The 24,945-nt window shown below is 69.4% G+C and carries 22 protein-coding genes; 11 read left to right on the forward strand and 11 right to left on the reverse strand.

The window, feature by feature from the left end; genetic code table 11:
• Positions 1-1,068 (forward strand): peptidylprolyl isomerase (locus D7Y21_RS29000; protein WP_233612317.1); only part of this gene is annotated, 1,068 nt, incomplete at its 5' end.
• 33 nt (positions 1,069-1,101) lie between these two features.
• On the opposite strand, the gene D7Y21_RS29005 is transcribed toward D7Y21_RS29000, so the two are convergent.
• A complete protein-coding gene (locus D7Y21_RS29005) occupies positions 1,102-1,602 on the reverse strand; it encodes a hypothetical protein (RefSeq protein WP_120564720.1) in 501 nt (166 codons plus the stop codon).
• Between the two features lie 211 nt (positions 1,603-1,813).
• Between D7Y21_RS29005 and ppk1 the strand changes: the two genes are divergently transcribed.
• Positions 1,814-3,979 (forward strand): polyphosphate kinase 1, encoded by a 2,166-nt coding sequence (ppk1, locus tag D7Y21_RS29010; protein ID WP_120564719.1) that lies wholly within the window; start codon positions 1,814-1,816, stop codon positions 3,977-3,979.
• Positions 3,980-3,993: 14 nt separating this feature from the next.
• Here ppk1 and D7Y21_RS29015 read toward each other — a convergent pair whose 3' ends face one another.
• The 4 genes from D7Y21_RS29015 to D7Y21_RS29030 all read right to left on the reverse strand — a co-directional run bounded on the left by D7Y21_RS29015 (position 3,994) and on the right by D7Y21_RS29030 (position 8,830).
• Entirely contained in the window at positions 3,994-4,584 is a 591-nt protein-coding gene (locus D7Y21_RS29015; protein ID WP_120564718.1) for a hypothetical protein, read from the reverse strand.
• 126 nt (positions 4,585-4,710) lie between these two features.
• Positions 4,711-5,853 (reverse strand): App1 family protein, encoded by a 1,143-nt coding sequence (locus D7Y21_RS29020; RefSeq protein ID WP_120564717.1) that lies wholly within the window; start codon positions 5,851-5,853, stop codon positions 4,711-4,713.
• Positions 5,854-5,885: 32 nt separating this feature from the next.
• Positions 5,886-7,739 (reverse strand): glycoside hydrolase family 15 protein, encoded by a 1,854-nt coding sequence (locus tag D7Y21_RS29025; protein ID WP_120564716.1) that lies wholly within the window; start codon positions 7,737-7,739, stop codon positions 5,886-5,888.
• On the reverse strand, positions 7,736-8,830 hold the full coding sequence (locus tag D7Y21_RS29030; protein WP_120564715.1) for a glucose 1-dehydrogenase: 1,095 nt from the start codon (positions 8,828-8,830) through the stop codon (positions 7,736-7,738). The genes D7Y21_RS29025 and D7Y21_RS29030 overlap by 4 nt, the downstream gene beginning before the upstream one ends.
• Before the next feature lie 227 nt (positions 8,831-9,057).
• Here D7Y21_RS29030 and D7Y21_RS29035 point away from each other — a divergent pair, with 227 nt between their 5' ends.
• From D7Y21_RS29035 to D7Y21_RS29050, 4 genes are all read left to right on the forward strand, one after another.
• Positions 9,058-9,603 carry a hypothetical protein gene (locus D7Y21_RS29035; protein WP_121717018.1) on the forward strand — a complete coding sequence of 182 codons (546 nt, stop codon included), beginning with the start codon at positions 9,058-9,060 and terminating at the stop codon, positions 9,601-9,603.
• A gap of 133 nt (positions 9,604-9,736) precedes the next feature.
• The gene (locus tag D7Y21_RS29040) at positions 9,737-10,654 is read left to right on the forward strand and encodes an ABC transporter ATP-binding protein (protein ID WP_120564713.1); all 918 of its coding nucleotides are present in this window, start codon (positions 9,737-9,739) and stop codon (positions 10,652-10,654) included.
• A gap of 13 nt (positions 10,655-10,667) precedes the next feature.
• Positions 10,668-11,429, forward strand: a complete 762-nt coding sequence (locus D7Y21_RS29045) for an ABC transporter permease (RefSeq protein ID WP_120564712.1) — start codon at positions 10,668-10,670, stop codon at positions 11,427-11,429.
• A 68-nt stretch (positions 11,430-11,497) separates the two neighbouring features.
• A complete protein-coding gene (locus tag D7Y21_RS29050; RefSeq protein WP_120564711.1) occupies positions 11,498-12,514 on the forward strand; it encodes an ABC transporter substrate-binding protein in 1,017 nt (338 codons plus the stop codon).
• Here the strand turns inward: D7Y21_RS29050 and D7Y21_RS29055 are convergent.
• A complete protein-coding gene (locus tag D7Y21_RS29055) occupies positions 12,511-12,843 on the reverse strand; it encodes a hypothetical protein (RefSeq protein ID WP_147469404.1) in 333 nt (110 codons plus the stop codon). The genes D7Y21_RS29050 and D7Y21_RS29055 overlap by 4 nt on opposite strands.
• A 302-nt stretch (positions 12,844-13,145) precedes the next feature.
• Between D7Y21_RS29055 and D7Y21_RS29060 the strand changes: the two genes are divergently transcribed.
• The gene (locus D7Y21_RS29060; protein WP_120564709.1) at positions 13,146-14,126 is read left to right on the forward strand and encodes an NYN domain-containing protein; all 981 of its coding nucleotides are present in this window, start codon (positions 13,146-13,148) and stop codon (positions 14,124-14,126) included.
• Between the two features lie 41 nt (positions 14,127-14,167).
• Here the strand turns inward: D7Y21_RS29060 and D7Y21_RS29065 are convergent, their stop codons facing one another.
• Positions 14,168-16,210: a PilZ domain-containing protein gene (locus D7Y21_RS29065; protein ID WP_121717020.1), complete on the reverse strand. Its 2,043-nt coding sequence runs from the start codon at positions 16,208-16,210 to the stop codon at positions 14,168-14,170.
• Between the two features lie 422 nt (positions 16,211-16,632).
• Here D7Y21_RS29065 and D7Y21_RS29070 point away from each other — a divergent pair, with 422 nt between their 5' ends.
• A complete protein-coding gene (locus tag D7Y21_RS29070) occupies positions 16,633-17,124 on the forward strand; it encodes a YkgJ family cysteine cluster protein (RefSeq protein WP_120564707.1) in 492 nt (163 codons plus the stop codon).
• Positions 17,125-17,163: 39 nt separating this feature from the next.
• Entirely contained in the window at positions 17,164-17,901 is a 738-nt protein-coding gene (locus D7Y21_RS29075) for a hypothetical protein (protein WP_233612318.1), read from the forward strand.
• Between the two features lie 18 nt (positions 17,902-17,919).
• Here D7Y21_RS29075 and D7Y21_RS29080 read toward each other — a convergent pair whose 3' ends face one another.
• The 4 genes from D7Y21_RS29080 to D7Y21_RS29095 all read right to left on the reverse strand — a co-directional run bounded on the left by D7Y21_RS29080 (position 17,920) and on the right by D7Y21_RS29095 (position 21,414).
• Positions 17,920-18,288: a hypothetical protein gene (locus D7Y21_RS29080; RefSeq protein WP_147443259.1), complete on the reverse strand. Its 369-nt coding sequence runs from the start codon at positions 18,286-18,288 to the stop codon at positions 17,920-17,922.
• 288 nt (positions 18,289-18,576) lie between these two features.
• Complete coding sequence (locus tag D7Y21_RS29085; RefSeq protein WP_120564705.1) at positions 18,577-18,933, reverse strand: hypothetical protein; 357 nt, start codon at positions 18,931-18,933, stop codon at positions 18,577-18,579.
• Entirely contained in the window at positions 18,926-19,492 is a 567-nt protein-coding gene (locus D7Y21_RS29090; RefSeq protein WP_121717022.1) for a hypothetical protein, read from the reverse strand. Before D7Y21_RS29090 ends, D7Y21_RS29085 begins: the two co-directional genes overlap by 8 nt.
• A gap of 23 nt (positions 19,493-19,515) precedes the next feature.
• Positions 19,516-21,414: a ribonuclease R family protein gene (locus tag D7Y21_RS29095; RefSeq protein WP_121717028.1), complete on the reverse strand. Its 1,899-nt coding sequence runs from the start codon at positions 21,412-21,414 to the stop codon at positions 19,516-19,518.
• A 165-nt stretch (positions 21,415-21,579) separates the two neighbouring features.
• Between D7Y21_RS29095 and D7Y21_RS29100 the strand changes: the two genes are divergently transcribed.
• Together D7Y21_RS29100 and D7Y21_RS43025 are read left to right on the forward strand one after the other, a co-directional pair.
• Positions 21,580-22,029 carry a helix-turn-helix domain-containing protein gene (locus D7Y21_RS29100; protein ID WP_120564703.1) on the forward strand — a complete coding sequence of 150 codons (450 nt, stop codon included), beginning with the start codon at positions 21,580-21,582 and terminating at the stop codon, positions 22,027-22,029.
• A 222-nt stretch (positions 22,030-22,251) separates the two neighbouring features.
• On the forward strand, positions 22,252-24,945 hold a 2,694-nt coding region (locus D7Y21_RS43025), incomplete at its 3' end, for a protein kinase (protein WP_233612319.1).

Below are 24,945 nucleotides of genomic sequence, written 5' to 3' on the forward strand. Positions count from 1 at the left end.
GCCCCGGCGCAGGCCCCCGTGCAGCAGCTGGTGCAGCGGCTGCCCGTGGCGCCCGGCCTGGGCCACCAGGCGGACCTGCCGACGGTGAAGGCCCCGTCGCTGGAGAACCTGAACATCCGCGTGCCCGAGGGCGAGGACCTCACGGAAGAGGACCTGCTGGAGCGCTTCCACGAGCTGGCCCGCGCGAAGGCGCAGGTCCGCGAGCGCGCGGAAGGCGAAGCGCTGGCCATGGGCGACGACGTCCGGCTGGACATCCTGGGCTACGCCAACGGCCGCCTCATCCCGCTGAGCACCCGCATGGGCTACTGGATGGAGTTGGCCCCCCAGGTGATGCTGCCCGGCTTCGCGGAGGTCATCGCGGAAGCCAGCGTGGGCGACAGCGTGGAGGTGGGGCTGGTGCTGCCGGACAACTACCCGGCGGAGCAGCTGCGCGGCATGCCGGCGCGCTTCCTGGTGGACGTGCGCGGCGCGCGCGAGGTGAGCATGCCCGACACGGAGTCGGACGCGTTCCTCCAGCAGCTGGGCCGCGGCTCCACGCATGAAGAGGTCATGAGCTCCATCGTGGAGGAGATGGAGGGCGAGATGGCCGACATGCTCTGGGTGGACGCGCGCAACCGGGTGCTGGACGAAATCGTCGCCCGCGCGGACGTCACCGTGCCCAAGCCGCTGGTGGACGAGGAGATCCGCCGCCGCTGGCTGCAGGCGGAGGGCGAGGTGCTGGCGCAGAAGTTCTTCAGCCTGGAGGAGCAGCAGGAGGCGCTGGACGGCTGGCTGCACCACCCGGGCATCCGCGACGACGTGGAGCGCCGCCTCAAGATTGCCCTGGTGCTGCGCGCCATCGCGCAGCGGGACAAGCTCCAGCTCACGCCGCAGTATGCGCTAGAGCTGCTCAAGGAGTCCTCGGAGCCCTTCGGCATCACCGAGGCGCAGCTGCGCGAGTCCATGCTGGACCCGGCCGCGTCCGCGCAGATGACCGACGTCGCGTGGCACCTGCTCGCCGTGGAGCACGTGATGACGCAGGCGAAGGTGACCTTCGAGGGCGCCGAGGCGGGGCTCGCCCAGGGCTGACAGTCCCCCTGCCCTGCTCCGGAGCCCGGGTGGCTACCCCGCCGGGTTCTTGGGCGCGGGCGGCTCCTGCCCGGGCGCGATGAAGGCCCCCGTCGCGGGGTCTATCTGCCAGGCCGAGTACTGGTGCGTGAGCACGTCGCGCACCTGCCCCTGCTCGTAGCAGACCGAGTACACGACGAAGACCTCGTTCACGAAGTTGGGCCGGCCGTAGCGGTAGCAGTCCTGGTCGCCCTGCTTCTGGAGCGTGAGCGGGTGGCCCAGCAGGCCCCCGACCTCCTGGGTCGTCATCCCCGCGCGCAGCACCTTGATGCCGTGCGGCGTGACGACGGAGAAGGACGTTCCGTTTGCACGCCAAAGAGTGAAGAACCCCAGGGCGAGCACCACCGGCACCGCGGCGGCCACGAACCAGGTGAAGGTGAAGCGGTTGGACTTCTTCTTGGACCCTTCGCGGAAGGCCGTGAACAGGGCGTCCGGGGAGGTGTCCGCCGGGGCATCGTCCGGAGTGACCGGGAAGGAGGGATTGGGAGTACTCACCCTTCTTGAATGCCGTCAGTGCCCGCCGGATTCAAGCGATGGACTGCCGGGGAGTCCACAGGCCGTACGCCTCGCCGGCCACTGCAGGGGTCATCCGGGGTGGGATACGCCCGGATGTCCGGTTCCGGGCCAGGCGTGCGAGTTCACAATCGGCGCGGTGCGGGACTGCTACAGGGCACACCCTGAGAAACATCTCGAGGAGTCACACGTCATGGCGAAGCGCGCGGCCGCCAAAGGTACCCCCCAGAAGCTCGTGGACCGGGACGTCGTCCCCCCGGGCACGGAGGTGCCGGACAGCGACCTGTTCTTCAACCGGGAGCTGTCGTGGCTGGCCTTCAACGACCGGGTGCTGCAGCTGGCCGAGGCGCCGGATGTGCCGCTGATGGAGCGGCTGAAGTTCACCTCCATCTACGCGCGCAACCTGGATGAGTTCTTCATGATCCGCGTGGCGCGGCTGCACGAGCAGCTCACCGCGCGCGTGGGCCGCCTGGTGCCGGACGGCGCGTCCCCGGGCGACACGCTGGACAAGCTGCACACGGGCATCCTGGAGCAGGGCCGGCGCCACGCGGACTGCTTCGAGAAGGTCCTGCGCCCCGCGCTGGCGGAGAAGGGCCTGCGCATCCTGTCCATGAAGGAGCTGGACGCGGATCAACGCGCGCAGGTGGAGCAGCGCTTCCGGGATCAGATCTTCCCCGTGCTCACGCCGCTGGCCATCGGGCTGGGACGGCACTTCCCGTACATCTCCAACCTGTCCCTGAGCCTCGCGGTGCTCCTGCGTGACCCGGTGGCGGAGGAGGAGAGCGTGGCGCGGGTGAAGGTGCCCAAGGAGATATTGCCCCGCTTCGTGCCGCTCAAGGGGGGCGCGCTCTTCGTGCCGCTGGAGGAGATCATCGCGCAGCACCTGGGGGACCTGTTCCCCGGGATGGAGGTCCTCAACTGGAGCCTGTTCCGCGTGACGCGCGACGCGGACTACACCGTGTCCGAGGACGCGGAGGACCTGCTCAAGGCGGTGGAGACGGAGCTCAGCCAGCGCCGCTTCGGGGACGTCATCCGCCTGGAAATCCAGGCGGGGATGAACGCGAAGCTGCTGGAGCCGCTGGTGGAGGCGCTGACGCTGGAGCCCCGGCAGGTGTACGAGGAGCACGGCCTCCTGGACCTGGCGGACGTGATGTCGCTGGCGATGACGCCGGGCTTCTCCGAGCTGCGCGACCCGCCCTGGACGCCGGTGACGCAGGCGCGGCTGCGCACGGACAACGAGTCCGCGGACGGCGGGGGCACGGTGATGTCCGCGATGCGCCGGGGCGACCTGCTGGTGCACCACCCCTACGAGTCCTTCACCTCCTCCGTGGAGCGCTTCGTGAGCGAGGCGGTGGAGGACCCGGACGTGCTGGCGCTGAAGCAGACGGTGTACCGCACGTCGGACAGCTCCCCGCTGGTGCCCGCGCTCATCCGCGCGACGGAGCACGGCAAGCAGGCGGTGTGCATGGTGGAGCTGAAGGCGCGCTTCGACGAGCGCACCAACATCCGCTGGGCGAACGCGCTGGAAGAGGCGGGCGTGCACGTCGTGTATGGGATTCCCAGCCTGAAGACGCACGCGAAGGCCATCCTCATCGTGCGGCGCGAGGGCGAGCGGGTGCGGCACTACGTGCACATCGGCACGGGCAACTACAACCCGAAGACGGCGCGGCTCTACACGGACCTGGGGTTGTTCACCACGGACCCGGACATTGGCGCGGACGTGGCGGACGTCTTCAACTTCCTCACCGGCTTTGGCCGGCCGCGCTCCTTCCGCAAGCTGCTGGTGGCGCCGCTGACCATGCGGGAAGGGCTGATGGAGGAGATCAAGAAGACCCAGGCGGCACACACGCCGGAGGCGCCCGCGCGCATCATGATGAAGATGAACGCGCTGGTGGACCCGGGCATCATCCGCGCGCTCTACGACGCGTCCCGCGCGGGCGTGCGCGTGGACCTCAACGTGCGCGGCATCTGCTGCCTGAGGCCGGGGGTGCCGGGCGTGTCGGAGCACATCCGGGTGGTGTCCAACCTGGGCCGCTTCCTGGAGCACCCGCGCATCTACGCCTTCGAGCGGGGCGCGACGTCGCGGTGTTACATCGGGTCCGCGGACATGATGCCGCGCAACCTGGACCACCGGGTGGAGATATTGGCGCCGGTGGAGGACCCCACCCTGGCCGCGCAGGTGAAGGACGTGGTGGAGCGCTGCATGGTGGACACCAGCGGCGCGTGGGAGCTGGGCTCGGATGGCACGTGGCGGCGGCGCACCGCCACCATGTCCAACGACAAGCGCTCCGCCCAGGGTGAGCTCATGGAGCGCGCCATCCGCATGGTTCATATGCAGAGCGGGCGCCCCGTGGCCTGAGCGGCCCCTACGGCTCAAATCTCGTGGTTCACCAGGTTGAACACCGCCACGCGGTGCGACTGGGGGAACAGCACGATGAACAGGTGGTTCCAGTCAGACGCGCCCGGGGCCACCAGGTACGAGCTGTAGAAGTAGCGGATCTGCACCTGCTCCGTGCCGTTGCCAATCTCCGTGAGCAGGTGCGGGTCCAGCGCGTCGAAGAAGAAGAGCGCGTCGGACAGCGTGCTGAACGGCACCGTGCCCCGGTCCTGCCAGGGGTAGTAGCTGTAGTCCTGCGACAGCGCGAACACCGACTCCACCGCGTCCGCCAGCGTGGGCGCCTGCGTCGAAGTCCACGGGAAGCCGTAGACGTCCAGCGTGCCGTCACACCAGTTGTTGTGCGTGTCGCACTCGTCGTTGCCGGCCTCCATGATGGACTCCAGCAGCGGCGTCGGGCCCTCCCACTCCAGCTCGATCTGGCTCAGCTTCGACTCCACCGTGCGCACGGACTGGGTGGACTCGGGCGCCGTCGGCGTGGGCTCCTCCGTCGGCGCGGGCGCGTTGTTGCACGCACCCAGGAACAGCGCGGAAGCCAGCACGGACCACTTCAGGGTGTTTCGCGACATGTGGACGACCTCGGGGGGATGAAGCGAGGGAGGCCCGCGTGTGCCACAGCCCCCTCCCCACCCTCAAGCCTCAACAGGTCTCCCGTGCACGTGTCACCGCGCCGTGACGCGCGGGGTTGGAAATCTTCAGCCCCGCTCGCCCAGGGCGCTCCGCGCGGCGTCCTCGCGGCGGTGGGCCTCCACCTCCGGGACCTCCTCCCAGCGGATCCACCCGGCGCGCGCCGCGTGCCTCGCGGCGGCCACCGTGTCGTCCACGACGACCAGCTCACTGCCCGCGTCGCGGATGTCCTTCGCGATGGCCTCCATCTCCTCGTCGCGCTTGGAGCCCCCCGGCACGTTGCGGATGTAGACGCAGCGGATGCGGTCCGGGTACTCGCGCACGATGGTGCGGTAGTGCTCCGCGTCCTCCTGGCCGCTGTCCCCAATCAGCACGAAGGGCAGATGCGACAGCGTCTCCAGCACGCCGCGAATCTTGTCCAGCTTGTGCCCGTGCCCCCCGCCCGGCGCGAAGCCGTGGCGAGACAGGCCCCAGTCGCGCAACAGCAGCGGACCAATGGGGATGCGGTGGATGGCGAGGAACTCGTCCAGGTGCTCGTAGAGGTTCCACGGGCTGCTGGACACGTAGAAGATGGGGTTGTCCGCCCCGCCGCTCGCGCCCGCCTGGAGCGCCGCGTAGAACGCGTCCACGCCCGGGAAGGGCAGCCGCACCCGGTGCTCCGTGAGGAACAGCGCCCACGCGCGCTTGAGCGGATCCGTCACCCCCGTGGCGATGACCGTGTCGTCGATGTCGCTGATGACGCCCAATTCCGCGCTCGTCCCCGCCACCCGCACCGGCGCGGTCACGCGCGGCACGCCTTCGGCCTCCGGCGACAGGAGCTCCAGCTCCACCATGTGCCAGCCGGAGCGCACGCCTTCAGGAGGCGGCACCCACAGCTCCAGGAAGCCCTCCTCGTCCGTCACGCCCTCCCAGCGCTTGTCCCCCCAGCGCACCGCCACGTGCGCGCTGGAAACCTCCCGCGTCATGTAGCGCTTGTAGGAGGCCACGGCGCTGCTCCACAGCGTGTGGCGCTGGCGCTGGGGCGTCACCTTGCGCTCCTCCAGCACGCGCGCCTTGATGACCACGCGCTCAGGGGTGCCGTAGCCCCGGTAGGGCAGGATGCGCAGCGGCGGGGCGATGCCCAGCCCCTTGCGCACGCGGCGGCTCAGCACGTCGTAGTGGGCATCCGCCTTGACGGCGAAACGGAACAGCAGCGGGTACAGGTCGGGCATGGCGGGTGCTCGCGAGTCTACCGTCCCCTCCGTCAATCGTGGCGGCCCAACGTCCGGTCCAGGTTGTATGCGGCGCTGATGAGCGACAGGTGCGTGAGCGCCTGCGGGAAGTTGCCCATCGCCTCGCCGGACATGCCCGTCTGCTCCGCGTACAGCCCCAGGTGGTTCGCGTAGCCCTGCATCCGCTCGAAGATGAGCCGCGCCTCGTCCAGCAGGTCCGGCCGCACGCTGCTCGCGCGTGTCATCGCCTCTACCAGCCAGAAGCTGCACAGGTTGAAGGTGCCTTCGCTGCCTTCAATCCCATCCAGCTTCTCGTCCGCCTCGTAGCGGAAGACCAGGCCATCCGACGTCAGGCCTCCCTCCTTCGGCGCCTTCCGGATGACGTCCAGCGTGGAGATCATCCGCGGATCCACCGGCGATAGGAAGAACACCAGCGGCATCAGGAGGTTCGCCGCGTCCAGCGATTCGTGCCCGTAGGCCTGGATGAAGGCGCCCTTCTCCTGGCACCAGCCCTTGTCCATGATCTCCTCGAAGATGGCGTCGCGCGTCTTCAGCCACTTCGCCCGGTCCGCCGGCAGGCTGCGCTTGTCCGCGAGCCGGATGGCCCGGTCCACCGCCACCCAGCACATCAGCTTCGAATAGACGAAGTGACGGCGCGAGCCGCGAATCTCCCAGATGCCCTCGTCCTCCATCTGCCAGTGGTCGCACAGCCAATCCACCAGCCGCCGCAGGTGCCGCCAGAAGTCATACGAGATGGGCGTGGCGTACTTGTTGGACAGGTACACGGAGTCCATCAGCTCCCCGTAGATGTCCAGCTGCAGCTGGTTCGCCGCGGCGTTGCCAATGCGCACCGGCCGCGCGCCGCCGTAGCCGCGCAGGTGATGCAACTGCTCCTCGTCCGGCACCCGGCTGCCGTCCAGGCGGAACATCAGCGGCAGCGGCCCGTCCCCGTTCTCCGCGCAGCGCTTCTCCACCCAGCGCATGAAGGCGGCGGCCTCCTCGTTGAAGCCGATGCGGATGAACGCGTAGATGGTGAAGGCCGCGTCGCGCAGCCAGCAGAAGCGGTAGTCCCAGTTGCGCGTGCCGCCGGGGGACTCCGGCAGGCTGCACGTGGGCGCCGCGATGATGGCCCCGGACGGCTCGAAAGTCATCAGCTTCAGGGCCAGCGCCGAGCGCTGCACCATCTCCCGCCACCGCCCCGTGTACTTGCACTTGGACACCCAGTGGCGCCAGTAGTCCACCGTGTCGCGGAAGAGCTTCTCCGCGGAGTCGTGCGTGTGCAGGTGGTGGTGGCAGCCCTCCACGCCGCCCTCGCGCAGGGTGAAGACCGCGGACTGGCTCTCCTTCAGCGTGAAGTGCGCGACGACGCCGTTCTTCTCCTGCTTCAGGGGAATGGGCGTCACCAACTGCATGCTCAGGCCCTTGGAGATGAAGGCCGCGCCGCCCTTCACCACGTGCGTCTCATGCTCGTCCCGGGCGTAGTTGAACGCCGGGAAGCACTCCATGCGGAAGGACATCTCCCCGCGCACCACGCGGATGCGCCGCAGCACCTCGCGCCCCTCCGCCTTCGCCCCCTTCCCCAGGGGCATCAGGTCGATGAGCTCTCCCACGCCGTTCGGCGTGTAGAAGCGCGTCACCAGCACGTTGGTGTCCGGCCAGTAGAACTGCCGCTTCATCACCCCGTCCGGCTCCGGGGACACGCGCCAGTAGCCGCCCCTCTCCGGGTCCAGCAGCGCCGCGAAGATGCTGGGGCTGTCGAAGTGCGGATAACACAGCCAGTCGATGGTGCCCTCGTTGCCCACCAGCGCCACCGTGCGCAGGTCGCCGATGATGCCGTGGTCTTCAATGGCGATGCCGCCCCTCAGGTCCTCGTGGTGGGGATTCACCGGGCATGCTCCTGGAACGAGATGACGTGCTTGATGCCGCCCTTCGCCTCCGCCACCTTCGCGAACTCCGACGGCGGGTGGCGCTGGGTGATGAGCGCCTCCAATCTCCCCGGCCACTTCGCGCGGAAGCGGGCCAGGTCCTCCAGCGCTTCACGGAAGTCGCTGTCCGACGCGTTCACCGTGCCGAACATCACCCGGTTGCCCAGGACGAGCTGCCCCAGGACCTGGTCGCCTTGCAGCTCCAGCGGCTCCTCGCGCCCGGGCACGCCGGTGAAGATGAGCACGCCGTTCTCCTCCAGCACCTGGAGCGAGTCGAAGGCCACCTTCGACGCCCCCGTCGCCTCGTAGATGACGTCCACGCCGCCCAGCTGCTTCTTCAAGGCCTCCACCGTCACCTCCTTCGAGGAGAGGTACGGCGCGCCCACCGCTTCGGACGCGGCGGCTTTCTCGTTGGGCTTGGGGCTGCGCGAGTACACCGTCACGTCGAAACCCGCGCGCATCAGCGCCATGGCCCCCAGCTGCGCCACCGGCCCCGCGCCCAGCACCAGCGCCTTGCCGGGGTTCAGCTTCCACGGCAGGCGGGACTGGATGTGCGCCACTTCGCGCAGGCCCTTCTCCGCGATGGTGAGCGGCTCGGTGAGCACGGCCACGCCGCGCAGGTCGTCATCCGCCTTGTGCAGGTAGGCCGCGTCCTCCACGAAGTGCTCCGCGCAGAAGCCGTGCGCGCCCTGGATGCCGCGCTCCGTGTAGTCCCCCGTCACGCAGAAGTCCGGGTGGCCATGGCTGCACGCGGGGCAGCGCGTGTGCGGACAGGGCCTGCGCACCCGGGGCACCACCAGGTCCCCTGGCTTCAGGCCCTGCACGTGCGCGCCCACCTCCATCACCTCGCCCAGGCACTCGTGGCCCAGGATGAGGTGGTCCTCGCCCTTGGGCGCCGCGCCGTGGTTGCCCTTCAGGATGTCCTGGTCGGTGCCGCACACGCCCACCTCCAGCGTGCGCACCTTGACCTGGGTGGGCGAGTGCAGCCGCGGTTCGGGAACGTCGAGGACGCGCACCTCGCGCGAGGGGAACATGACGGCCACGGCCTTCATGGGTGGGGTGACTCCTTCCGGGCGAAGTGCTGAAGGTCCCAGGACAAGGGGTGCGGACTTGGGACCCATGTCGCAAGTGCCCGTCCGCCGCCCTGCGTTTCCCACCCGGCCCACCAGAGGGGACCGCCGCTGAACAGCCCGGGCCGCCCGCCTGCCTGGGGGGCGACACTCGCGGCCGCGTGAAAGCACTGCCCCCCTGGGGGCGCGCGGGTCTATAGAAACGGGCCGTGCGTGCGACCCCCGCCTCCCGACGCAGCCGCGCCACCGCCATCGGTGCCACGGCCTTCCTGATGCTCGCCCTGCCCTTCCTGGTGCTGGGGGTGTTCTTCCTCGGCCAGAAGGCGCGCATGGACCTGCGCTGTGAGCCCCAGGGCCCGTGCGTCCTCAGCCGCTCCAGCTGGCTGGACCAGGAGGAGGTGGGCCGCTACGCGCCCGGGGACATCCAGGGTGTGGAGGTGGCCCGCAGCCGCAGCACCCGCAAGGGCGCGGCGCCCATCTTCCGGGCCCAGCTGCAGACGACCTCCGGCGTCCAGCCGCTCGCCTACCAGTGGACGGAGTCCGAGCCGGAGGCCCAGGCCTTCGCGGACACCGTGCGGCGCTACCTCGCCGGTCCCCGCACGGACGCACTCGCGGTGTTCCAGGACGACCGCAAGGCGTCGCTGCGCGTGGGCGGCGCCTTCACCGCCGTGGGCCTGGGCGTGCTCGCCCTGAGCCTGTGGCTGCTCTCCCGCACGCTGGCGCATCGCAAGGCGGAGCGGGCCGCCGTCTCCTGACGGACGACAAAGCGCGCCGAAAAGCAGCCGACCGGGCGCCTTGGACTTCACTTCCTGTCCTACAGTGAAAGGCGCCTGCCCGCTTCCAGGCCCCTCCTGTGCGACCGCGGGGCAGGTGAATAGGTTGTGGCGAATGTTTCGACGCCTCATCGAGCGGATGCGGGGCCTGCGCCGGGCGGCGCCCTACCTCCTTCGGCCCGCGAATGTGGACGCGGACCGGGCGAAGATCTCCATCGCGCAGCTGGACCACCACTACTCCAACAAGGTCGTGGCGCTGAAGGACGTGAACCTCAACGTCCGCTCGGGTGAGTTCGTCTGCCTGCTCGGCCCTTCCGGCTGCGGCAAGTCCACGCTGCTCTACGCGCTCGCCGGTCACGTGGTGCCCACCGGCGGCCGCGTGGCCATTGACGGCAAGCCCATCCACGGGCCCGGTCCGGACCGGTTGCTCATGTTCCAGGAGGCGGCGCTGTTCCCGTGGCTCACCGTGCGCGGCAACATCACCTTCGCGCTGGCCGCCCGGGGCGTGCCCCGCACCGAGCGCCGCGAGCGGGCCAACGCCTTCATCCAGCGCGTGCGCCTGGAGGGCTTCGAGGACACGCTGCCCCACCAGCTCTCCGGCGGCATGAAGATGCGCGCCAGCCTGGCCCGGGCGCTCGCGGTGGACCCCACCGTGCTGCTGATGGACGAGCCCTTCGGCGCGCTGGACGCCCAGACGCGCGTGCACATGCAGGAGCTGTTGCAGTCCATCTGGCTGCGCTCCGGCAAGACCGTGGTGTTCGTCACCCACGACGTGCAGGAGGCGCTGATGCTGGGCACCCGCGTGGTGCTGATGGCGCCCCGGCCGGGCCGCGTGGTGGAGGACCTGGAGATTCACCTGCCCATGCCGCGCTCGCTGGAGGACCCATCCCTGGACGCGATGGCACGCGACATCCGCCACCGGCTGCGCGCCGCGGAAGAGCACGCCCCGGAGGCCCCGCCCGCGGAGCCCGTGCACCGCCGCACGCGCACGCCGTCCAGCCTGCCTCGCCCAAGCGTCGTGAGCAGCCGTTAGAGGGGACACCGCCATGCTGAAGTGGGCGCAGAAGCTGGGGATGATCGCGCTGCTCTTCGCGCTCTGGGAGGGGCTGTCCCGCTCGGGCATGTGGAACAAGCACCTGTTCCCCGGGCCGCTGGAAGTGATTCAGACGCTCATCGCCATGGCCCGCGACGGACAGCTGGGCGGCGCCACGCTGCGCTCGCTGGGCCGGCTGACGCACGCCTACCTCATGTCCGTGAGCATCGGCGTCCCGCTGGGGCTCTGCATCGCGCGGCTGTCCTTCTTCCGCAACGCGGTGAAGCCGGTGGTGATGGGCCTGCAGGCCCTGCCCTCCATCTGCTGGCTGCCCCTGGCCCTGCTGTGGTTCGGCCTCAACGACGCCGCCATCCTCTTCGTGGTGGTGATGGGCAGCGTGCTGGGCATCGCCATCGCCACCGAGGACGCGGTCAACGGCCTGGACCCGCAGCTGGCCCGCGTGGCCAGCACCCTGGGCGTGCGGGGCCTGCGCTTCTACTTCGGCGTGCTCCTGCCCGGCGCGCTGCCCGGCATCGTCACCGGCCTCAAGCTGGGGTGGAGCTTCGCGTGGCGCGCGCTGCTCGCGGGCGAGCTGCTCTTCGTCTCCGGCGGCCTGGGCCAGCTGCTCACCATGGGCCGTGAGCTGATGGACGTGTCGCAGGTGATGGCTGTGATGCTGGCCATCATCCTCATCGGAATCACGGTGGACCGCGTCCTCTTCCAGACGGTGGAGACGCGCCTCAGGCGCCGGTGGGGCCTGACGGCCTCCGTGTGAGCCTCAAGACGCTTGTGCACTCACGGGCATTGATAACAGGCGGGGAATCTCCATTAGCGTGACGCACCATGCATTCCGCGCGTCCGCTGTCCCTGCTCCTCGGTGTCTGCACCGTCCTCCTGGTGGGCGTCACGTCCTGCAAGAAGGACACGCCCTCCGGCGCCAACGCGCCCCTGCGCGTGGCCTTCTTCCCCAACATCACGCATGCGCAGGCGTTGGTGGCGAACTCGGAGGGGCTCTTCGGGTCGCAGCCCGGCATGGGCCACGTGGAGGTGCGGCAGTTCAACGCGGGCCCCGCGGCCATGGAGGCGCTGGTGGCGGGCTCCGTGGACGTGGCCTACGTGGGCCCGGGCCCCGCCATCAACACGTACCTCAAGGCCGGCAAGGAGCTGCGCATCATCGCGGGCGCGGTGAACGGCGGCGCGGTGCTGGTGGTGAAGAACGTGAAGACGGCCGCGGAGCTCAAGGGCAAGAAGCTGGCGACGCCGCAGCTGGGCAACACGCAGGACATCGCCCTGCGCACCTGGCTGAAGGCCCAGAAGCTGAGCATCACCACGGACGCGGGCGGCGACGTGCAGGTGATTCCCATCAGCAACCCGGACATCCTGGCGCAGTACCTCCAGGGCGCCATCGAGGGCGCGTGGGTGCCCGAGCCCTGGGGCGCGCGCATGCTCGCCGAAGGGGGCGGTCACATCCTGGTGGACGAGCGCGACCTGTGGCCGGACAAGCGCTTCCCCACCACGGTGGTGGTGACGACGAAGAAGGTGCTGGAGACGCAGCGCCCGCGCATCGCGGCGCTCCTGGGCATCCACGTGCGGCTCACCGAGCGCTGGCGCGCGGACCCGGCGGCCTTCGCCACGTCCGTCAACGCCGCCTTCGGCCAGCTCACGCGCAAGCCCCTGCCGGCGCCCGTGCTCCAGGACGCGTTCTCCCGCCTGGAGCCGAGCCTGGACCCGGTGCCCGCCGCGCTGAAGACGTCCGCCGAGCACGCGAAGTCACTGGGCTTCATCCCCAGTGACGACGTCGCGGGGCTCGTGGACCTGAGCGTCCTGGACGAGGTGCGCGGCGGCGCGAAGCCGAACTAGTCCTGCTTCTCCCCCAGGAGGGACAGGGCCACGTTGTCCGTCTCGTCCACCTGGTAGAGGGCCAGGACCTGCTGCCCCTTCTCCGGTTGCTTGTGGATGGTCAGGTTGGTCATGTCCAGTGGCACCACCGGACCGGTCACGTCCTTCACGTACAGGGTCATTCCGGATCGCTTCACCACCGGCCCGCTGACCTGACGCATCTTGTCCGGGTCCGCGGTGATCTGCCGCACGGGCAGGCCCGGGGAGACGATGCTCGGCGTCAGGGTGGGGACGGTGTCCCCGGCGTTGGACGGGCTGGTGCTCGCCCGCTCGGTGTAAATCCCCAGCATGTATCCGGATTGGTCGCCGTCCTTGGTGACCGTGGGTTCACTCGCCAGGGCGGGGCCCGCGCACAACAAGAGGCCGAGCGTTGGCGCGGTCCACGCCATGGCTCGCCAACGTCGGGGGAATCCGTGCATCATGGTGCCACCTCCGTGTCACGGGGGCGCTGCCCCCGGGGTCTGTCCCAACGTAGGGTGGGTGGCACTGAATGTTCAGCGGCGGAACACGGGCCGTGCGTGAGGCCGCTTCCCCACAGTAGGGTGGCGCGCACGCGAGCCAAGGACCGCTCGCATACAAATACGAGGCACCTTTGGCTGGACGTACCGACGAGCAGCACCGCATCGCTCTCTTCATCGACTTCGAGAACCTGGTCACCAACACCGGCATCAGCGCCAACAACTTCGACCTGCAGCCCGCCCTGGACCAGCTCCTGGAGCAGGGCAAGGTCGTCTTCCGCCGCGCGTACTGCAATTGGTCGCGCTTCGAGGACGCGAAGCAGCGCCTGCACGACGTGGGCGTGGAGCTGGTGGACGTGCCCCCCTCCACCCGCGCCGGCAAGAACAGCGCGGACATGCGCCTGGTCATCGACGCGCTGGAGCTGTGCTACGCGCGCGAGCAGATCGACACCTTCGTCATCGCCTCCGGCGACAGCGACTTCTGCCCGCTGGCGTACAAGCTGCGTGAGAACGGCCGCACCGTCATTGGCCTGGCCGTGCGCGAGGCCAGCTCCCAGATGTTCGTGCGGGCGTGCGACCAGTTCATCTACATGAAGCCCAAGAACCGGGGCGAGTCCTCGCACAAGGACAAGGACCACGGCGGCCGGGGCTCCAAGTCCGACGAGGGCAAGGGCGGCAAGCGGGGTGGGAAGGGCCACGACAAGGGCCACGACAAGGGCGGCAAGGAAGGCGCCGAGTCCAAGGGCGGCAAGCCCAAGGCGGAGGTGCCCGCCGTCGCGCGCGAGGTGGTGCAGAGCCTGCTGCGCCGAGCGACCGGCCCGCTCAACCCGTCACTCGTCAAGGAGACCATCGTCCGCAAGGAGCCCGACTTCGACGAGCGCGACCACGGCTTCTCCACCTTCGCGCGGCTGCTGGAGGCGCTGGAGCAGGAAGGGCTCCTGCGCCGCATCCAGCAGGGGCGCCAGGGTTACATCGTGGGCCCGGATTCGGACTTCGGCGCTCCGGCGCGCGAGACCAAGGGCGGCAAGGGGCGCCACGCCAAGGCGCCCACCCCGGTGGAGGAAGAGGAAGAGGAGCTGGAGTCCTATCCGGACCCGGACGACGAGGGGCTGTAGTCAGCCCTCCCGTCGTTGAAGCTCGGTGAAGCGAGCCTCCACTACGTCGCGCGCGGCGTGGTGGACTCGCAGAGGTGCTCCAGGAACTCCGGCAGCAGGCGGGCGGACATCACCCACAGCTTGCCATCGCCCAGGTCCGCCAGGGACACGCGCTCCGCGTACTCCACGCAGGTGGCCTCCACGTAGTGGACGAACACCTTGCGGTCGCGCGCGCGGTACCACTCCGCCGCGCGGCCCAGCAGCGCCACGAACGCGTCCTGCACCTCCGGCCGCGCGTCGTCCTCCAGCGGCACCAGGCGCACGCCGTCCAGCACGTTGAAGAGGTTCAAGCCCGGCTGCGCGGACTCGAACACCGCGAAGGCCACGGCGCGGCCTTCATGGCGGGCCACCACCAGCTCGCGCTCGCGGGACAGGCCCGCGTCACCCCAGCCGGTGCGCGTGGTCTCCAGGTCGAAGCGCTCCGGCACCAGGTCCAGCGCCTCCCGGTAGGCCTCCGGGCGGGTGCCGGCCACGCGGGCGAAGAAGCTGGCGCGCTCCTCCTGGGTGGGCGCGCCCAGGGTGATGTTCGCGGGCTGCGTCCAGGTGCTGTCCACCTCGCCCTCCATCAGGCGGAAGGGCACGAGGCACGTCTGGCCGGTGTGCGCGTACCAGCTGGCGAAGTCGAACTTCGTGTAGCGCACCCAGCGCACGTTCGCCTCGCAGTAGGCGAAGAACCACTTCACCTCCGGGTCCGCCTGGGTGGGCTCGTAGCCGCGCAGGTAGATGTCGCGCAGGGCCTCGCGCGCGGTGGAGCGGCTGCCCGGGGGCTGGTGCCGCGCCAGCTGATGCGCCATCCAGCTGCCCGCGTAGGGCTTGAGCACGGACAGCGTGGCCTCCATGCCCTCCTCCGCGGGGCGCACCACGCGGTAGCCCAGCAGCGGCGCCTCCTGGAGCTTGTCCTGCGTGCGGGAGAACTGGTCGCGCAGGCTGGTGAACTTCTCCGGCTCCTTGCCCGGCAGGCGGAAGTAGCCGGAGCGCTCGAAGAGCTTCCAGGTGGCGTCGTTCCAGTCGCCCTCCACCTTGGTGGTGGGGTGGGCCTGGGCCTCCACCAGCGCGCGCCACGCGCGGGCCCCTTCGGCGTCCAGGGGCCGGACGCTCACGCCGCAGCGGCGGCCATGGGGCGTGCTGGAGATGTTGCGCACCTCCGCGCGCAGCCGCACCGGCGCGTGGCCCTCCAGCCCGACCTCCATCACCGGCAGGCGCAGGCCCGGGTACATCAGGTCCTCGCCGGGCTCGGTGAGGAAGGACAGGCCTTCGTAGGAGACATCCAGCAGGCCGCGGTGCACGTGCACCTGGGGCCAGAGCGGGTGGTCGAACTCCACCGTGCAGGACGCGTGGGCCTGCGTGCGGCGCAGCCAGCGGTGGCGGAAGCGCACCAGCGACGTGGGCGCCGGCATCAGGAGCAGGCCGCCCTCCACGCGCGCGGCGTCCGTCTGGAAGTGCACCACGCTGGAGTAGCCGAACGCCTCCAGGGTGAGGGGCCCGGGGGGGAGCACGCCTTGCAGGTTCCAGCCGAACGCGTCCTGGAGCGGCTCGAAGAAGGCGCAGGTGACCTCCGCCACGGCCTGCCCATCACGCGAGCGCAGCACGCCGCGGGCCTGGCGGGACGCGAGCGCTTCGCAGATGCGCGCGACGCGGTCCGCGTGGTCGATCTGCTCGCGCCACACGGGCCGCGTCTCCGGCGTGAGCAGCAGGCCGTTGTCACGCAGCGACTCCAGCAGGCCCACGATGCGGCGGCCCGCGTCCAGCGGCGGCGCGACGAAGCGCAGGCTCACCTCCGGGCGCATGGCGTTGACGCCAATCACCTCCGCGTCCAGCGCGGTGGCCCACCGCTCGCCTTCACCCACCACCACGGACGCGGCCTGTCCCTTGCGGGGCACCGCACGCGACTCCAGGTGGAGCGTCAGGTGCTCCAGCGACAACTGCACCAGACGGCCAGGAGAGAAGTCCGCGCCAAACGAGGCCGCCGCGCTGAGCTCGGTTCCCACCCGGTATCCGAGGAGGGCTTCGCGGCCGGCCGGCGCGTCGTGAGTGTCAGTGTGCATGCGGGGGCTCCCTGATGTCCTACGGGGCATGATCTTACGACGTCCGAAGAAACTGTGTTGTCCCCAGTTACGCGTGACCCGGGGAACTCGGATTCCCACAGAGTGGAGATCATTCATCCCTTCTGCACTGAGACCTTCGGGCCGGTGGGGCGGCCACGCGTTGGACTGTCGCGAATTGGTTTCTCACGAGTCGGGGATTTCCTTCACGGACAGACGCATGGCCTTCCGAGACAGGTTCAGCGCTGTCCCTCCCCTCGGGTCGTGCGGACCCCAGAAACACAGGGTGATTCCGACACATGGAACACGAGGGACATGTCGCATGTCTACTGGTGAGACATGACTAGCCTTGGGGGACGGAGGCCGGGGCGACACACGTCGGGGATGACTCGGCTCCCCGCGAGGCGTTATCCCGGGAGCACGCCATGTCCTCCGCCCTGTCCACCCTCTGTCTCCACTGCGGCATGTGCTGTGACGGCACCCTCTTCACCCAGGTGCCGCTGCGGCCCCCCGAAGCGGAAGCCCTGCGCCAGCGCGGCCTGTCGCTGGCGGTGAAGGAGGACGGCACGGCAGTGCTACCCCAGCGCTGCGCCGCGCTGGAGGGTCTGTGCTGCACCGTGTACGCGGAGCGTCCCGAGGCCTGCCGTCGCTACCGCTGCCAGCTGTTCAACGCGCTGGCGGAGGGAGAGGTGTCCCTGGAGGAGGCCAAGGGCGTAGTGGATACCGCGCACGCCAAGGTGGACGCGGTGGTGCGCGGTGTGGGTTCCGCTGAGGACGGAAGGGGTCCCGCGATGCGTCAGGCGCGGGTGGCCGCGGCCTCGCTGACCTTGGCTCCTGAGACACGAGAATCCCTGGCGCACGCGGAGGTGTACCTGGACCAGCACTTCCGGGGGCGCTTCCGCCGCTCGGGCGGTTAGCGTGGCGAGGTCCTGCTCTCCGACCGAGGTCCTGCTTCCATGAAGACATCCCTGCTGGCCGTGTTGTCGTCCGCCGCGCTGTTCACCGGTGTACCGGCGTTCGCGCAGAACAGTGAGTTCGTGAAGTCCGCGCAGGTGGACCTGGACGGGGACGGCAAGCCGGAGGCGGTGTCGCTCACGGCGGGGGCGGACGGGAAGTTCACGTTGAAGGTGGGCGGCGCGACGTTGAAGGGCGACGCGTCCGGCAACGAGGTCCCGGGCTTCCAGGTGGTGGACCTGGACACGGGCGACAAGTGGAAGGAGCTGCTGGTCCAGACGCTGGGGGAGGTGGACGACGGCCACCGCTACCTCGTCTACGGCTACGACGGCCGGGCGGTGAGGCCGCTGGGGAACGTGCACGCGCTGACGGAGGCGAAGGGCAACGGCATCGTCCTGGTCGATAGGTGGATGGGCTTCTGGCAGAAGCGGGACAAGTACACGCTGGACCGCAAGGCGTGGAAGCTGGTGCACGTGCCGCAGGAGCTGTACGCGGTGACGTACGCGCCGGGCGAAGAGGTCACGGCCACGGTGAAGAAGTCCTTCCCGCTGACGCAGAGCCGCACGGGCTCCGCGGTGGTGGCCACGACGGCGCAGGGCACGAAGGTGAAGGTGCTGGCCGCGAGCGTGCCCGCGAAGGGAGAGGTCCTGTACCTGGTGAGGTCGTCGACCGGGCTGGTGGGCTGGGTGCCCGGCAACGTCCTGGTGGAGTCCACGGAGGGACTGCCGCTGGCGGGGTGAGTCGCCTCGCGGCAGCCGCTATTTCGACATGAGGTCAGCGGTCCGTCGCGCCCAATCCACCTTCTCCCTGACGAGGAACGCCGCGAAGTCGGAGACGCTTCGTTCCTGGAGGAGACGGTCAGCGGTTTGTTCAATGAGCTTCCCCAGGTCATTGGGTTCATTGACATACCTGACGCCGAGTGCCGGATAGGCGCCTTGATACTCCACCCGGATGAGGGAGATTTCCACGCCCCTCAGTTGATCCTTCAGCTCGGCTTGCAATCCCTGGACAAGCCACTGAAGCATCGCGACAGCGAACTCATGTTTGTCTGGACACGCTGTGAGCATTCCAAGACTTGAGGGTTCGATGATTTGGTAACCCTTGCTCTCGACGGACTCCGCTTGCATCTGGAACCTCCAGGGCCTGCTGGATTGGGACTTCGCGATGAAATGGACATCCGCGCGGACCTGCGTCATCCACTTGGAGCACGGATGAGAATCACATTGCGTGCTCCGCATCCGTCGCAGACCAGATACCTCTCGAACATTGCCGGGTCTCCGGGAAAAGGCACATCATGAACCCGCAGGATTCCGTCCCCCTTCTCCGGGCAGCGGACCTGGGCCCCTGGATTCTCCGCGAGGATCTTCCCCGCTTCAATCCAGGCCTTGCTCGTCTCAGAGATCATCGTGGCCTTGTCACTCTTTTCGGAGGCTTGACCAATCCAGCTGGATTGAATCGCCCAGGCGCAACACCAGCCGGGCATCGCTTCCTTTATATGAGAAGCGACATGTCATTGTCTGACCCGCGACTGTCATTGACTCCGCTCCTTCATGGGAGACGGTGATCAGCGGCGAGTCCATGACCTGGAGGGCCGTTTGTACCGACCGCTCGAAGAGATTGAATGAGAGACGCAATCTGACGCCACGGCGGTCCGTGACCTCGTAGCACCAGTATCCATCCTCGACGGTTCGTTCGACCGGGTCCGCGCTGAAGAACTCCAGGAGCTCAAGCTCGTCAGGAATCGAAAACACGCCGCTCTGGCCCTCACTCATCCACGCCGCCCTTCTGGGCGCCAGTGGCGAGGTCGACCTCGAACGTCTGCATCATCTCCGTCCGCATGTCCCAGTACTCACCGATGATGGAGCGCTCCGTCACCTGGATGATCTTCAAGCCATCCCATGACAGCCGCTTCGTCCGCCACCGCAGGCCTTCCGCGCCGTAGGCCACCATTTCGGTGAAGTCCGCGAACACCACGACTCCAGCTGAAGGCACGGCGCGGACGTCCGTCACGGGCATTACCTGGACTGCTTCCCAGGCACTGGGGGCGCGCGCCGTGACGAGGTAGCCCGCGCCTCGCGACACGACACAGAGCTTCTCTGGGTCCGGCATGGCGAGGACGCTGCTGACTCCCGCACCCTTCGCGTTTCCGAACGCGAACATGCCCAGCCAGGGTGCACCGCCTGCTGGCGTGACCTGCACCAGCAAGCCGTTCTGTCCCCCTGCGGTGTTCCCGGGGAAGAAATGCCGCGGAGAGTTCTGCGCGCCGGGGCCTTCATCCAGCACCTCCCACGTATAGGCGCCATGAAAGCCAGGGTTCGTCAGTTCATTCATGGCTCATCCTCAAGGTGAAAGGCCTACTCGACCAGGGCGAACTCCACCCGGCCCAATTGCTCATCCGTGGAGACGACCTTCACGTTGATGGGCATGCCCACGGTGAAGGTCCGCGTCTTGCCCACCATGGACAGCTCTCGCGTGTCCGGACGGTAGGGACCGCCCGCGAGTCCTTCCGCCGGCACCATGCCCTCCACCCACATGCCATCCAGTTGCGCGACCAGGCCGAACGGCTTCACGCGTACGATGCGCGCGGGGAACTGCTGCCCGATGCGCGTGGACATGAAGCGCGCCTCCAGCTCGTGGTGGCGGTCCCCCTCCGCGCGGTTGGCGGATCGGGCTCGCACGTTGATGTGCTGGGAGAGCTCTTCAATCTCCGGGTCCTCGTGCACGAAGTCGCGCCGGCCGTGGAGGTACGCCTTGATGAGCCGATGCACGGCGAGGTCTGCGTACCGGCGGATGGGCGACGTGAAGTGCAGGTACAGCGGCGCCGCGAGCCCGAAGTGCGGGCCCGGCTTCACCGTGTAGCGGGACGGGCCCAGCGAACGGCGCAGCACCGAGCGCAGCGCGGCCTCCGCCTTCGCGCCGGAGATCTGCCGGTCGAACGCGGCCAGGGCCAGCGGGGTGATCTGCGCGCCAAAGCCCGCCGCGAACCCCGAGTGCAACGCGAACGCATTCACATCCGCCACGCGCTGCGGATCCGGCTGTTCATGCACGCGGTACACGGTGGGCACGCCACGGGTCATCAGCCAGGTGGCGATGGCCTCGTTGGCCGCGACCATGAAGCGCTCAATCATGTTGTGCGCGGAGGTGTCCTTCTCCCCGGCGAGCCCGGACACGGCGCCAGTGGCGGTGTCGAAGGTGAAACGCGCCTCGTCGCGGGACATGGTCATGCCGCCCCGGGCCGCGCGGGACACGGCGAGCCGTGCGGATGCCAGACGGAACCAGGGCAAGGCTTCGCGCACGGGCTCCATCGCGGGAGAGATGGAGTTGTCGTCGAGGAAGGCCGCGACCTCGTCGTAGTTCAGCCGCGCCCAGGAGCGGATGAGGCTTTCATAGACATCCGCGGCGGTGACACGGCCGTCGGGGTCGATGCGCAATTCGACTGTGAGACAGTGGCGCTCCTCGTTGGGTACGAGGCTGAGCCAGTGCGCGGACAGCTCCTCCGGGAGCATGGGGAGCACGCGGCCGGCAAGGTACACGCTGGTGGCTCGGGCGCGGGCCTCCAGGTCCAGGGGGGTGTTCTCCTTCACGGACTCGCTCACGTCCGCGATGGACACGAGCAGGCGCACGGCGCCGTCAGGGCCCGCGGGCAGCACGGAGATGGCGTCGTCGATGTCTCGGGTGGACGGCGCGTCCACGGTGACGGTGGGAATGGAGCGCAGGTCGCGCCGGGCGCCGCCCAGGGCGTGGGGGGTCTCCTTCGCGCGGAGGGCTTCCTGGACGACCTCCTGAGGGAAGTCCCGATGGAGGCCGTGGCGGGCGATGACTCGCTCCAGGGAACGGTCGGCGCCGGGCTCCAGGCGATAGAGGAGGACGACCTTGCCGTCCGCGATGCGGGCGACGACTGCGTCGTTGTGCTGGACGGGGGTGGTGCCCGGGTCCAGGGGCCAGTCGGTGTTGGAGACCTCCTTGTCGATGCGCAGGAAGAAGGCGCCCTTGCGCGACACGACCTCGCCGTAGACGACGGTGCGGGTGCGCTCCACGAGCGACAGGCCGGACGCGGTCCACCGGCCCTCGCCGGACGCGGTCACGGTGGCGGAGACGACGTCACCCGCGAAGAGGGGGTTCAGGTCCGGAGGAGGAATGAAGGCGGACAGCACCTCCGGGGTGCCGGGCTTCTGCACGGTGAGGAAGCCGAAGCCACGGGGATGAACGTCGACGCGGCCGGTGACGGTGCGCGGGGAAGCGGAGGTGTCCATGTCGGTGCCGTCGTAGCCCACCTCACGGGTAAGCGGGGAGATGTTGGGATGCATGTTGCGGCTACGACGACGGATTGGGTGACATCCTGACCTGACGTCAGTGGGCTCCTTGCGTTTGCGTCGAATATGGACCTGCTCTCCGCAGAGCCACGCCAGGAGGACCTCGTGACTTCGCCCACCCGTGACATGACGCTGGAACAGGTGCGGAAGCTCGCGCAGCTCATCACCCGGGAGCTGGGCGACAAGGGCGGCGGACATCCGCTCTTCTCGCTGCTCGGCCCGAACCATGAGTCCGTGCGGCTGCCGACGGAGGTGCTCGAGCTGATGCAGCAGCTGCTCGCCATCCTGGCGTCGGGGGATGCCGTCACCGTGGTCCCTGTCCACAAGGAGCTCACGACCCAGCAGGCCGCGAACCTGCTCAACGTCTCGCGGCAGCATCTGGTGCAGTTGCTCGACGAGGGCCGGATTCCCTTCCACCGCACGGGCACCCATCGTCGCGTCTACAGCAAGGACGTCCTTGAGTACCGCGCACGGCAGAAGGCCGACCGCCGCTCCCAGCTCGACGCGATGATGCGCGAGAGCCAGGACGCCGGGGCTTATCCCGAACTCGACTGATGACTGTCACTGCATGGCACTCACAGTAGCGGCGCCCTTCCCTCGGTCCGTCCCTCCCAGAGGCAGCCCCTCCGGTGTCGGACAGTTCGCGCGCCTCCGGCCTGGAAACCCCGTCCTCGCCCGGACGGAGGCGCATCCTCGTAAACCCTGGCATCCGGCCAGAAACGGGGTCCCGGGCCTTTCGCGCTGGTACCCGCCCCGGTGTAGAGTCGGACCCCTTCAATGGCTGGGACGACGCTGACGCTCACCCCGGACGGGTTCCGCGGCCGGGTGCTGGGCAAGTACGAGGTGCTCTGCCGCCTGTCCACGGGCGGGATGGCGGAGATTTTCCTCGCGGCCCAGAAGGGCCTGGCCGGCTTCCGCAAGATGGTGGTGCTGAAGCAGATCCTCCCCGACATCCGCGGCGAGGAGGAGTTCGTCCGGATGTTCCTGGACGAGGCCAAGGTCACGGCCGCGTTCAACCACCCGCACATCGCCCACGTGTACGACCTGGACGTGGCGGACGGTGAGCTGTTCCTCGCCATGGAGTTCGTCCCGGGCGCCACGCTGGTGGAGGTGGCCCGCGCGTGCCGCACCGCCCATGAGCCCATCCCCATCGGCCTGAGCCTGATGGCCGTGCGCGACACGGCCGTGGCGCTCAACTACGCGCACAGCTTCACCGACCCGCTGGGCCGGCCCTCGCCCGTCGTCCACCGCGACGTCGCCGAGAAGAACATCATGGTGACGTACGAGGGCGTCACCAAGCTGCTCGACTTCGGCATCGCCAAGAGCCTGGCGCGCGCGGGCCGCACCGCCGTGGGCATGGTGAAGGGCACCAGCGGCTACATGTCCCCGGAACAGATCATGGGCGACCCGCTGGACGCCCGCAGCGACCTGTTCAGCCTGGGCGTGGTGCTGCACGAGTGCCTCACCGGCATGCGCCTCTTCTACGCGAAGAGCGCCGAAGCCATGATGAACGCCGTGCTGAGCGGCGACGTACCCCCGCCCTCGCGCGTGAACAAGGAAGTGCCGCCGGAGCTGGACGCCATCGTCCTCAAGGCGCTCGCGAAGCGGCGCGAGGACCGCTACGGCACCACGCTGGAGTTCGCCCGCGCCATCGAGCGCGCCGTGGGACAGCGCATCTGGCACCCCGAACAGAGCAGCGAATTGATGCTGCGGCTGTTCGCCGAGCGCCGCGACCAGACCCGCCTGCTGCTCATGAGCGGGCAGTCGTCCGGGGACGGCACCTCCAGCGAGACGCAGGTGGCGCAGGTGCTCGCCCGGGGCGGGGATGTCCCGGAGCCGGCCACGCTGCCGCCCGCGAGTCCGCTGCCGCAGGTCTCCTCCACGCTGCCGCCTCGCGCGCCCGCGGCGCCTGCCAAGGCTCCCGCTCCGGCGAAGGCGCCGCCGGCTCCCGCTGCCGGGGTGGGGAGCCGCCGCAACACGACGGAGGAGCTGGCGGTCCGCAAGCCCGCGGCGCTGCCGCCCTCGCGCCGGGTGTCGCCTCCCACGGAGACGCTCCGGCCGCCTCCGCCTACGAATGAGATGTCCGCGCAGCCCGACGATTCCGAACCGGGCGTGCGCACCCAGCCGGCCCTGCCGCCGGTGATGCTGGATTCGTCGCTGCGCATCACTGCGCCCGTGACGGCGTCCCCCGGCTACGTCGAGGGAGAGACCATCCTCACGCCGATGTCGCGCATGGGCGCGCAGCCTGCCGAGGACCCGAAGTCGCGGCCTTCAAAGGAGCCTCCGGCCTTCGTGCCGCCGTCCAACGAGCCCCGCGCCCGGGGTGGACGGGAGTCCGAGGAAGGCCGTGCCCGGTCTGGATCCTCGGACGATGCACGGCAGCGCTCCGGGCGTGATGCGGCCCATGGATCCGCCGAGGACTCGCGGCCCCGTCCGCCGCGTGAAGCCCTCAACGCGCCTCCCGAGGAGGCTCGGCCCAAACCGCCGCGTGAAGCCTTCAGCGCGTCGGGTGAGGATGCGCGGTCCCGGTCCGCGCGGGATGCCGCGAATGGATCCGCTGAGGATTCCCGTCCCCGTCCTCCTCGCGATGCCGCGAATGGATCCGCCGACGATGCGCGTGCTCGGTCTGGCCGCGATGCCGCGAACAGCTCCGCCGACGATGCACGTGCCCGGTCTGGCCGCGATGCTTCGAACAGCTCCGACGATGCGCGTGCTCGGTCTGGCCGCGATGTCTCGAATGGGTCCGACGATGCGCGTGCCCGGTCGGGCCGCGATGTCTCGAATGGGTCCGATGATGCACGTGCCCGGTCGGGCCGTGATGCTTCGAACAGCTCCGCCGATGATGGGCGTGCCCGGTCGGCTCGCGGTGCCTCGAACAACGGTGCGGAAGACTCCCGTCCCCGCCCTCCTCGCGACGCCTCGAATTCCAGCGCCGAGGACTCCCGTCCCCGGCCCTCACGGTCCTCCACGCAGGACAGCTTCCGCGTCACCCAGCCCCACACCGCGCCGCAGGCCCTGCTGAACGACAACGAGACGGCCATCTCCCGCGTGCCGTCCCTGCCTCCCGACGAGGCCCCCGAGAAGACGCCCGCGGTCCGCCGCTCGCCGTCCTCCCGCAAGCAGTCCTCGCCTCCCGCACGCTCCACCCCGGCGCGCGCCTCCGGACGCCCCACCGAACCGCACGACTTCCTCGCCGATTCCCCCGCCCCCCGCCGTGGCAAGGGCGGGCTCATCGCGGCCGGCATCGTGTTCCTCGCCATCGCGGGGCTCGGCACCACCGTCGCCCTGGGACTCGACGGCGGCCGCGTGTCCGCGCTGTGGAGCTCCGCGACCTCGCGCAAGCCGGACACGAACTCATCCACAACTTCTCCACCGCCTCCTTCCGAGCCCGAGGCCCAGAAGCCCGCCCCCACCGAACCCGCGCCGGAACCCTCTACCGCGGTCGCCGAGGCCACTCCTCCCGCCGAACCC

The sequence above is a fragment of the Corallococcus sp. AB045 genome (assembly GCF_003668895.1).
GTDB lineage: Bacteria > Myxococcota > Myxococcia > Myxococcales > Myxococcaceae > Corallococcus > Corallococcus coralloides.

What these genes read in the sequence shown, in the direction of transcription:
- ppk1 (WP_120564719.1), top strand. Translation starts at nt 1,814, where the DNA reads ATGGCGAAGCGCGCGGCCGCCAAAGGTACCCCCCAGAAGCTCGTGGAC.
- D7Y21_RS29015 (WP_120564718.1), bottom strand. Translation starts at nt 4,584, where the DNA reads ATGTCGCGAAACACCCTGAAGTGGTCCGTGCTGGCTTCCGCGCTGTTC.
- D7Y21_RS29020 (WP_120564717.1), bottom strand. Translation starts at nt 5,853, where the DNA reads ATGCCCGACCTGTACCCGCTGCTGTTCCGTTTCGCCGTCAAGGCGGAT.
- D7Y21_RS29030 (WP_120564715.1), bottom strand. Translation starts at nt 8,830, where the DNA reads ATGAAGGCCGTGGCCGTCATGTTCCCCTCGCGCGAGGTGCGCGTCCTC.
- D7Y21_RS29040 (WP_120564713.1), top strand. Translation starts at nt 9,737, where the DNA reads ATGTTTCGACGCCTCATCGAGCGGATGCGGGGCCTGCGCCGGGCGGCG.
- D7Y21_RS29045 (WP_120564712.1), top strand. Translation starts at nt 10,668, where the DNA reads ATGCTGAAGTGGGCGCAGAAGCTGGGGATGATCGCGCTGCTCTTCGCG.
- D7Y21_RS29050 (WP_120564711.1), top strand. Translation starts at nt 11,498, where the DNA reads ATGCATTCCGCGCGTCCGCTGTCCCTGCTCCTCGGTGTCTGCACCGTC.
- D7Y21_RS29055 (WP_147469404.1), bottom strand. Translation starts at nt 12,843, where the DNA reads ATGCTGGGGATTTACACCGAGCGGGCGAGCACCAGCCCGTCCAACGCC.
- D7Y21_RS29065 (WP_121717020.1), bottom strand. Translation starts at nt 16,210, where the DNA reads ATGCACACTGACACTCACGACGCGCCGGCCGGCCGCGAAGCCCTCCTC.
- D7Y21_RS29070 (WP_120564707.1), top strand. Translation starts at nt 16,633, where the DNA reads ATGTCCTCCGCCCTGTCCACCCTCTGTCTCCACTGCGGCATGTGCTGT.
- D7Y21_RS29075 (WP_233612318.1), top strand. Translation starts at nt 17,164, where the DNA reads ATGAAGACATCCCTGCTGGCCGTGTTGTCGTCCGCCGCGCTGTTCACC.
- D7Y21_RS29080 (WP_147443259.1), bottom strand. Translation starts at nt 18,288, where the DNA reads ATGCAAGCGGAGTCCGTCGAGAGCAAGGGTTACCAAATCATCGAACCC.
- D7Y21_RS29085 (WP_120564705.1), bottom strand. Translation starts at nt 18,933, where the DNA reads ATGAGTGAGGGCCAGAGCGGCGTGTTTTCGATTCCTGACGAGCTTGAG.
- D7Y21_RS29090 (WP_121717022.1), bottom strand. Translation starts at nt 19,492, where the DNA reads ATGAATGAACTGACGAACCCTGGCTTTCATGGCGCCTATACGTGGGAG.
- D7Y21_RS29095 (WP_121717028.1), bottom strand. Translation starts at nt 21,414, where the DNA reads ATGGACACCTCCGCTTCCCCGCGCACCGTCACCGGCCGCGTCGACGTT.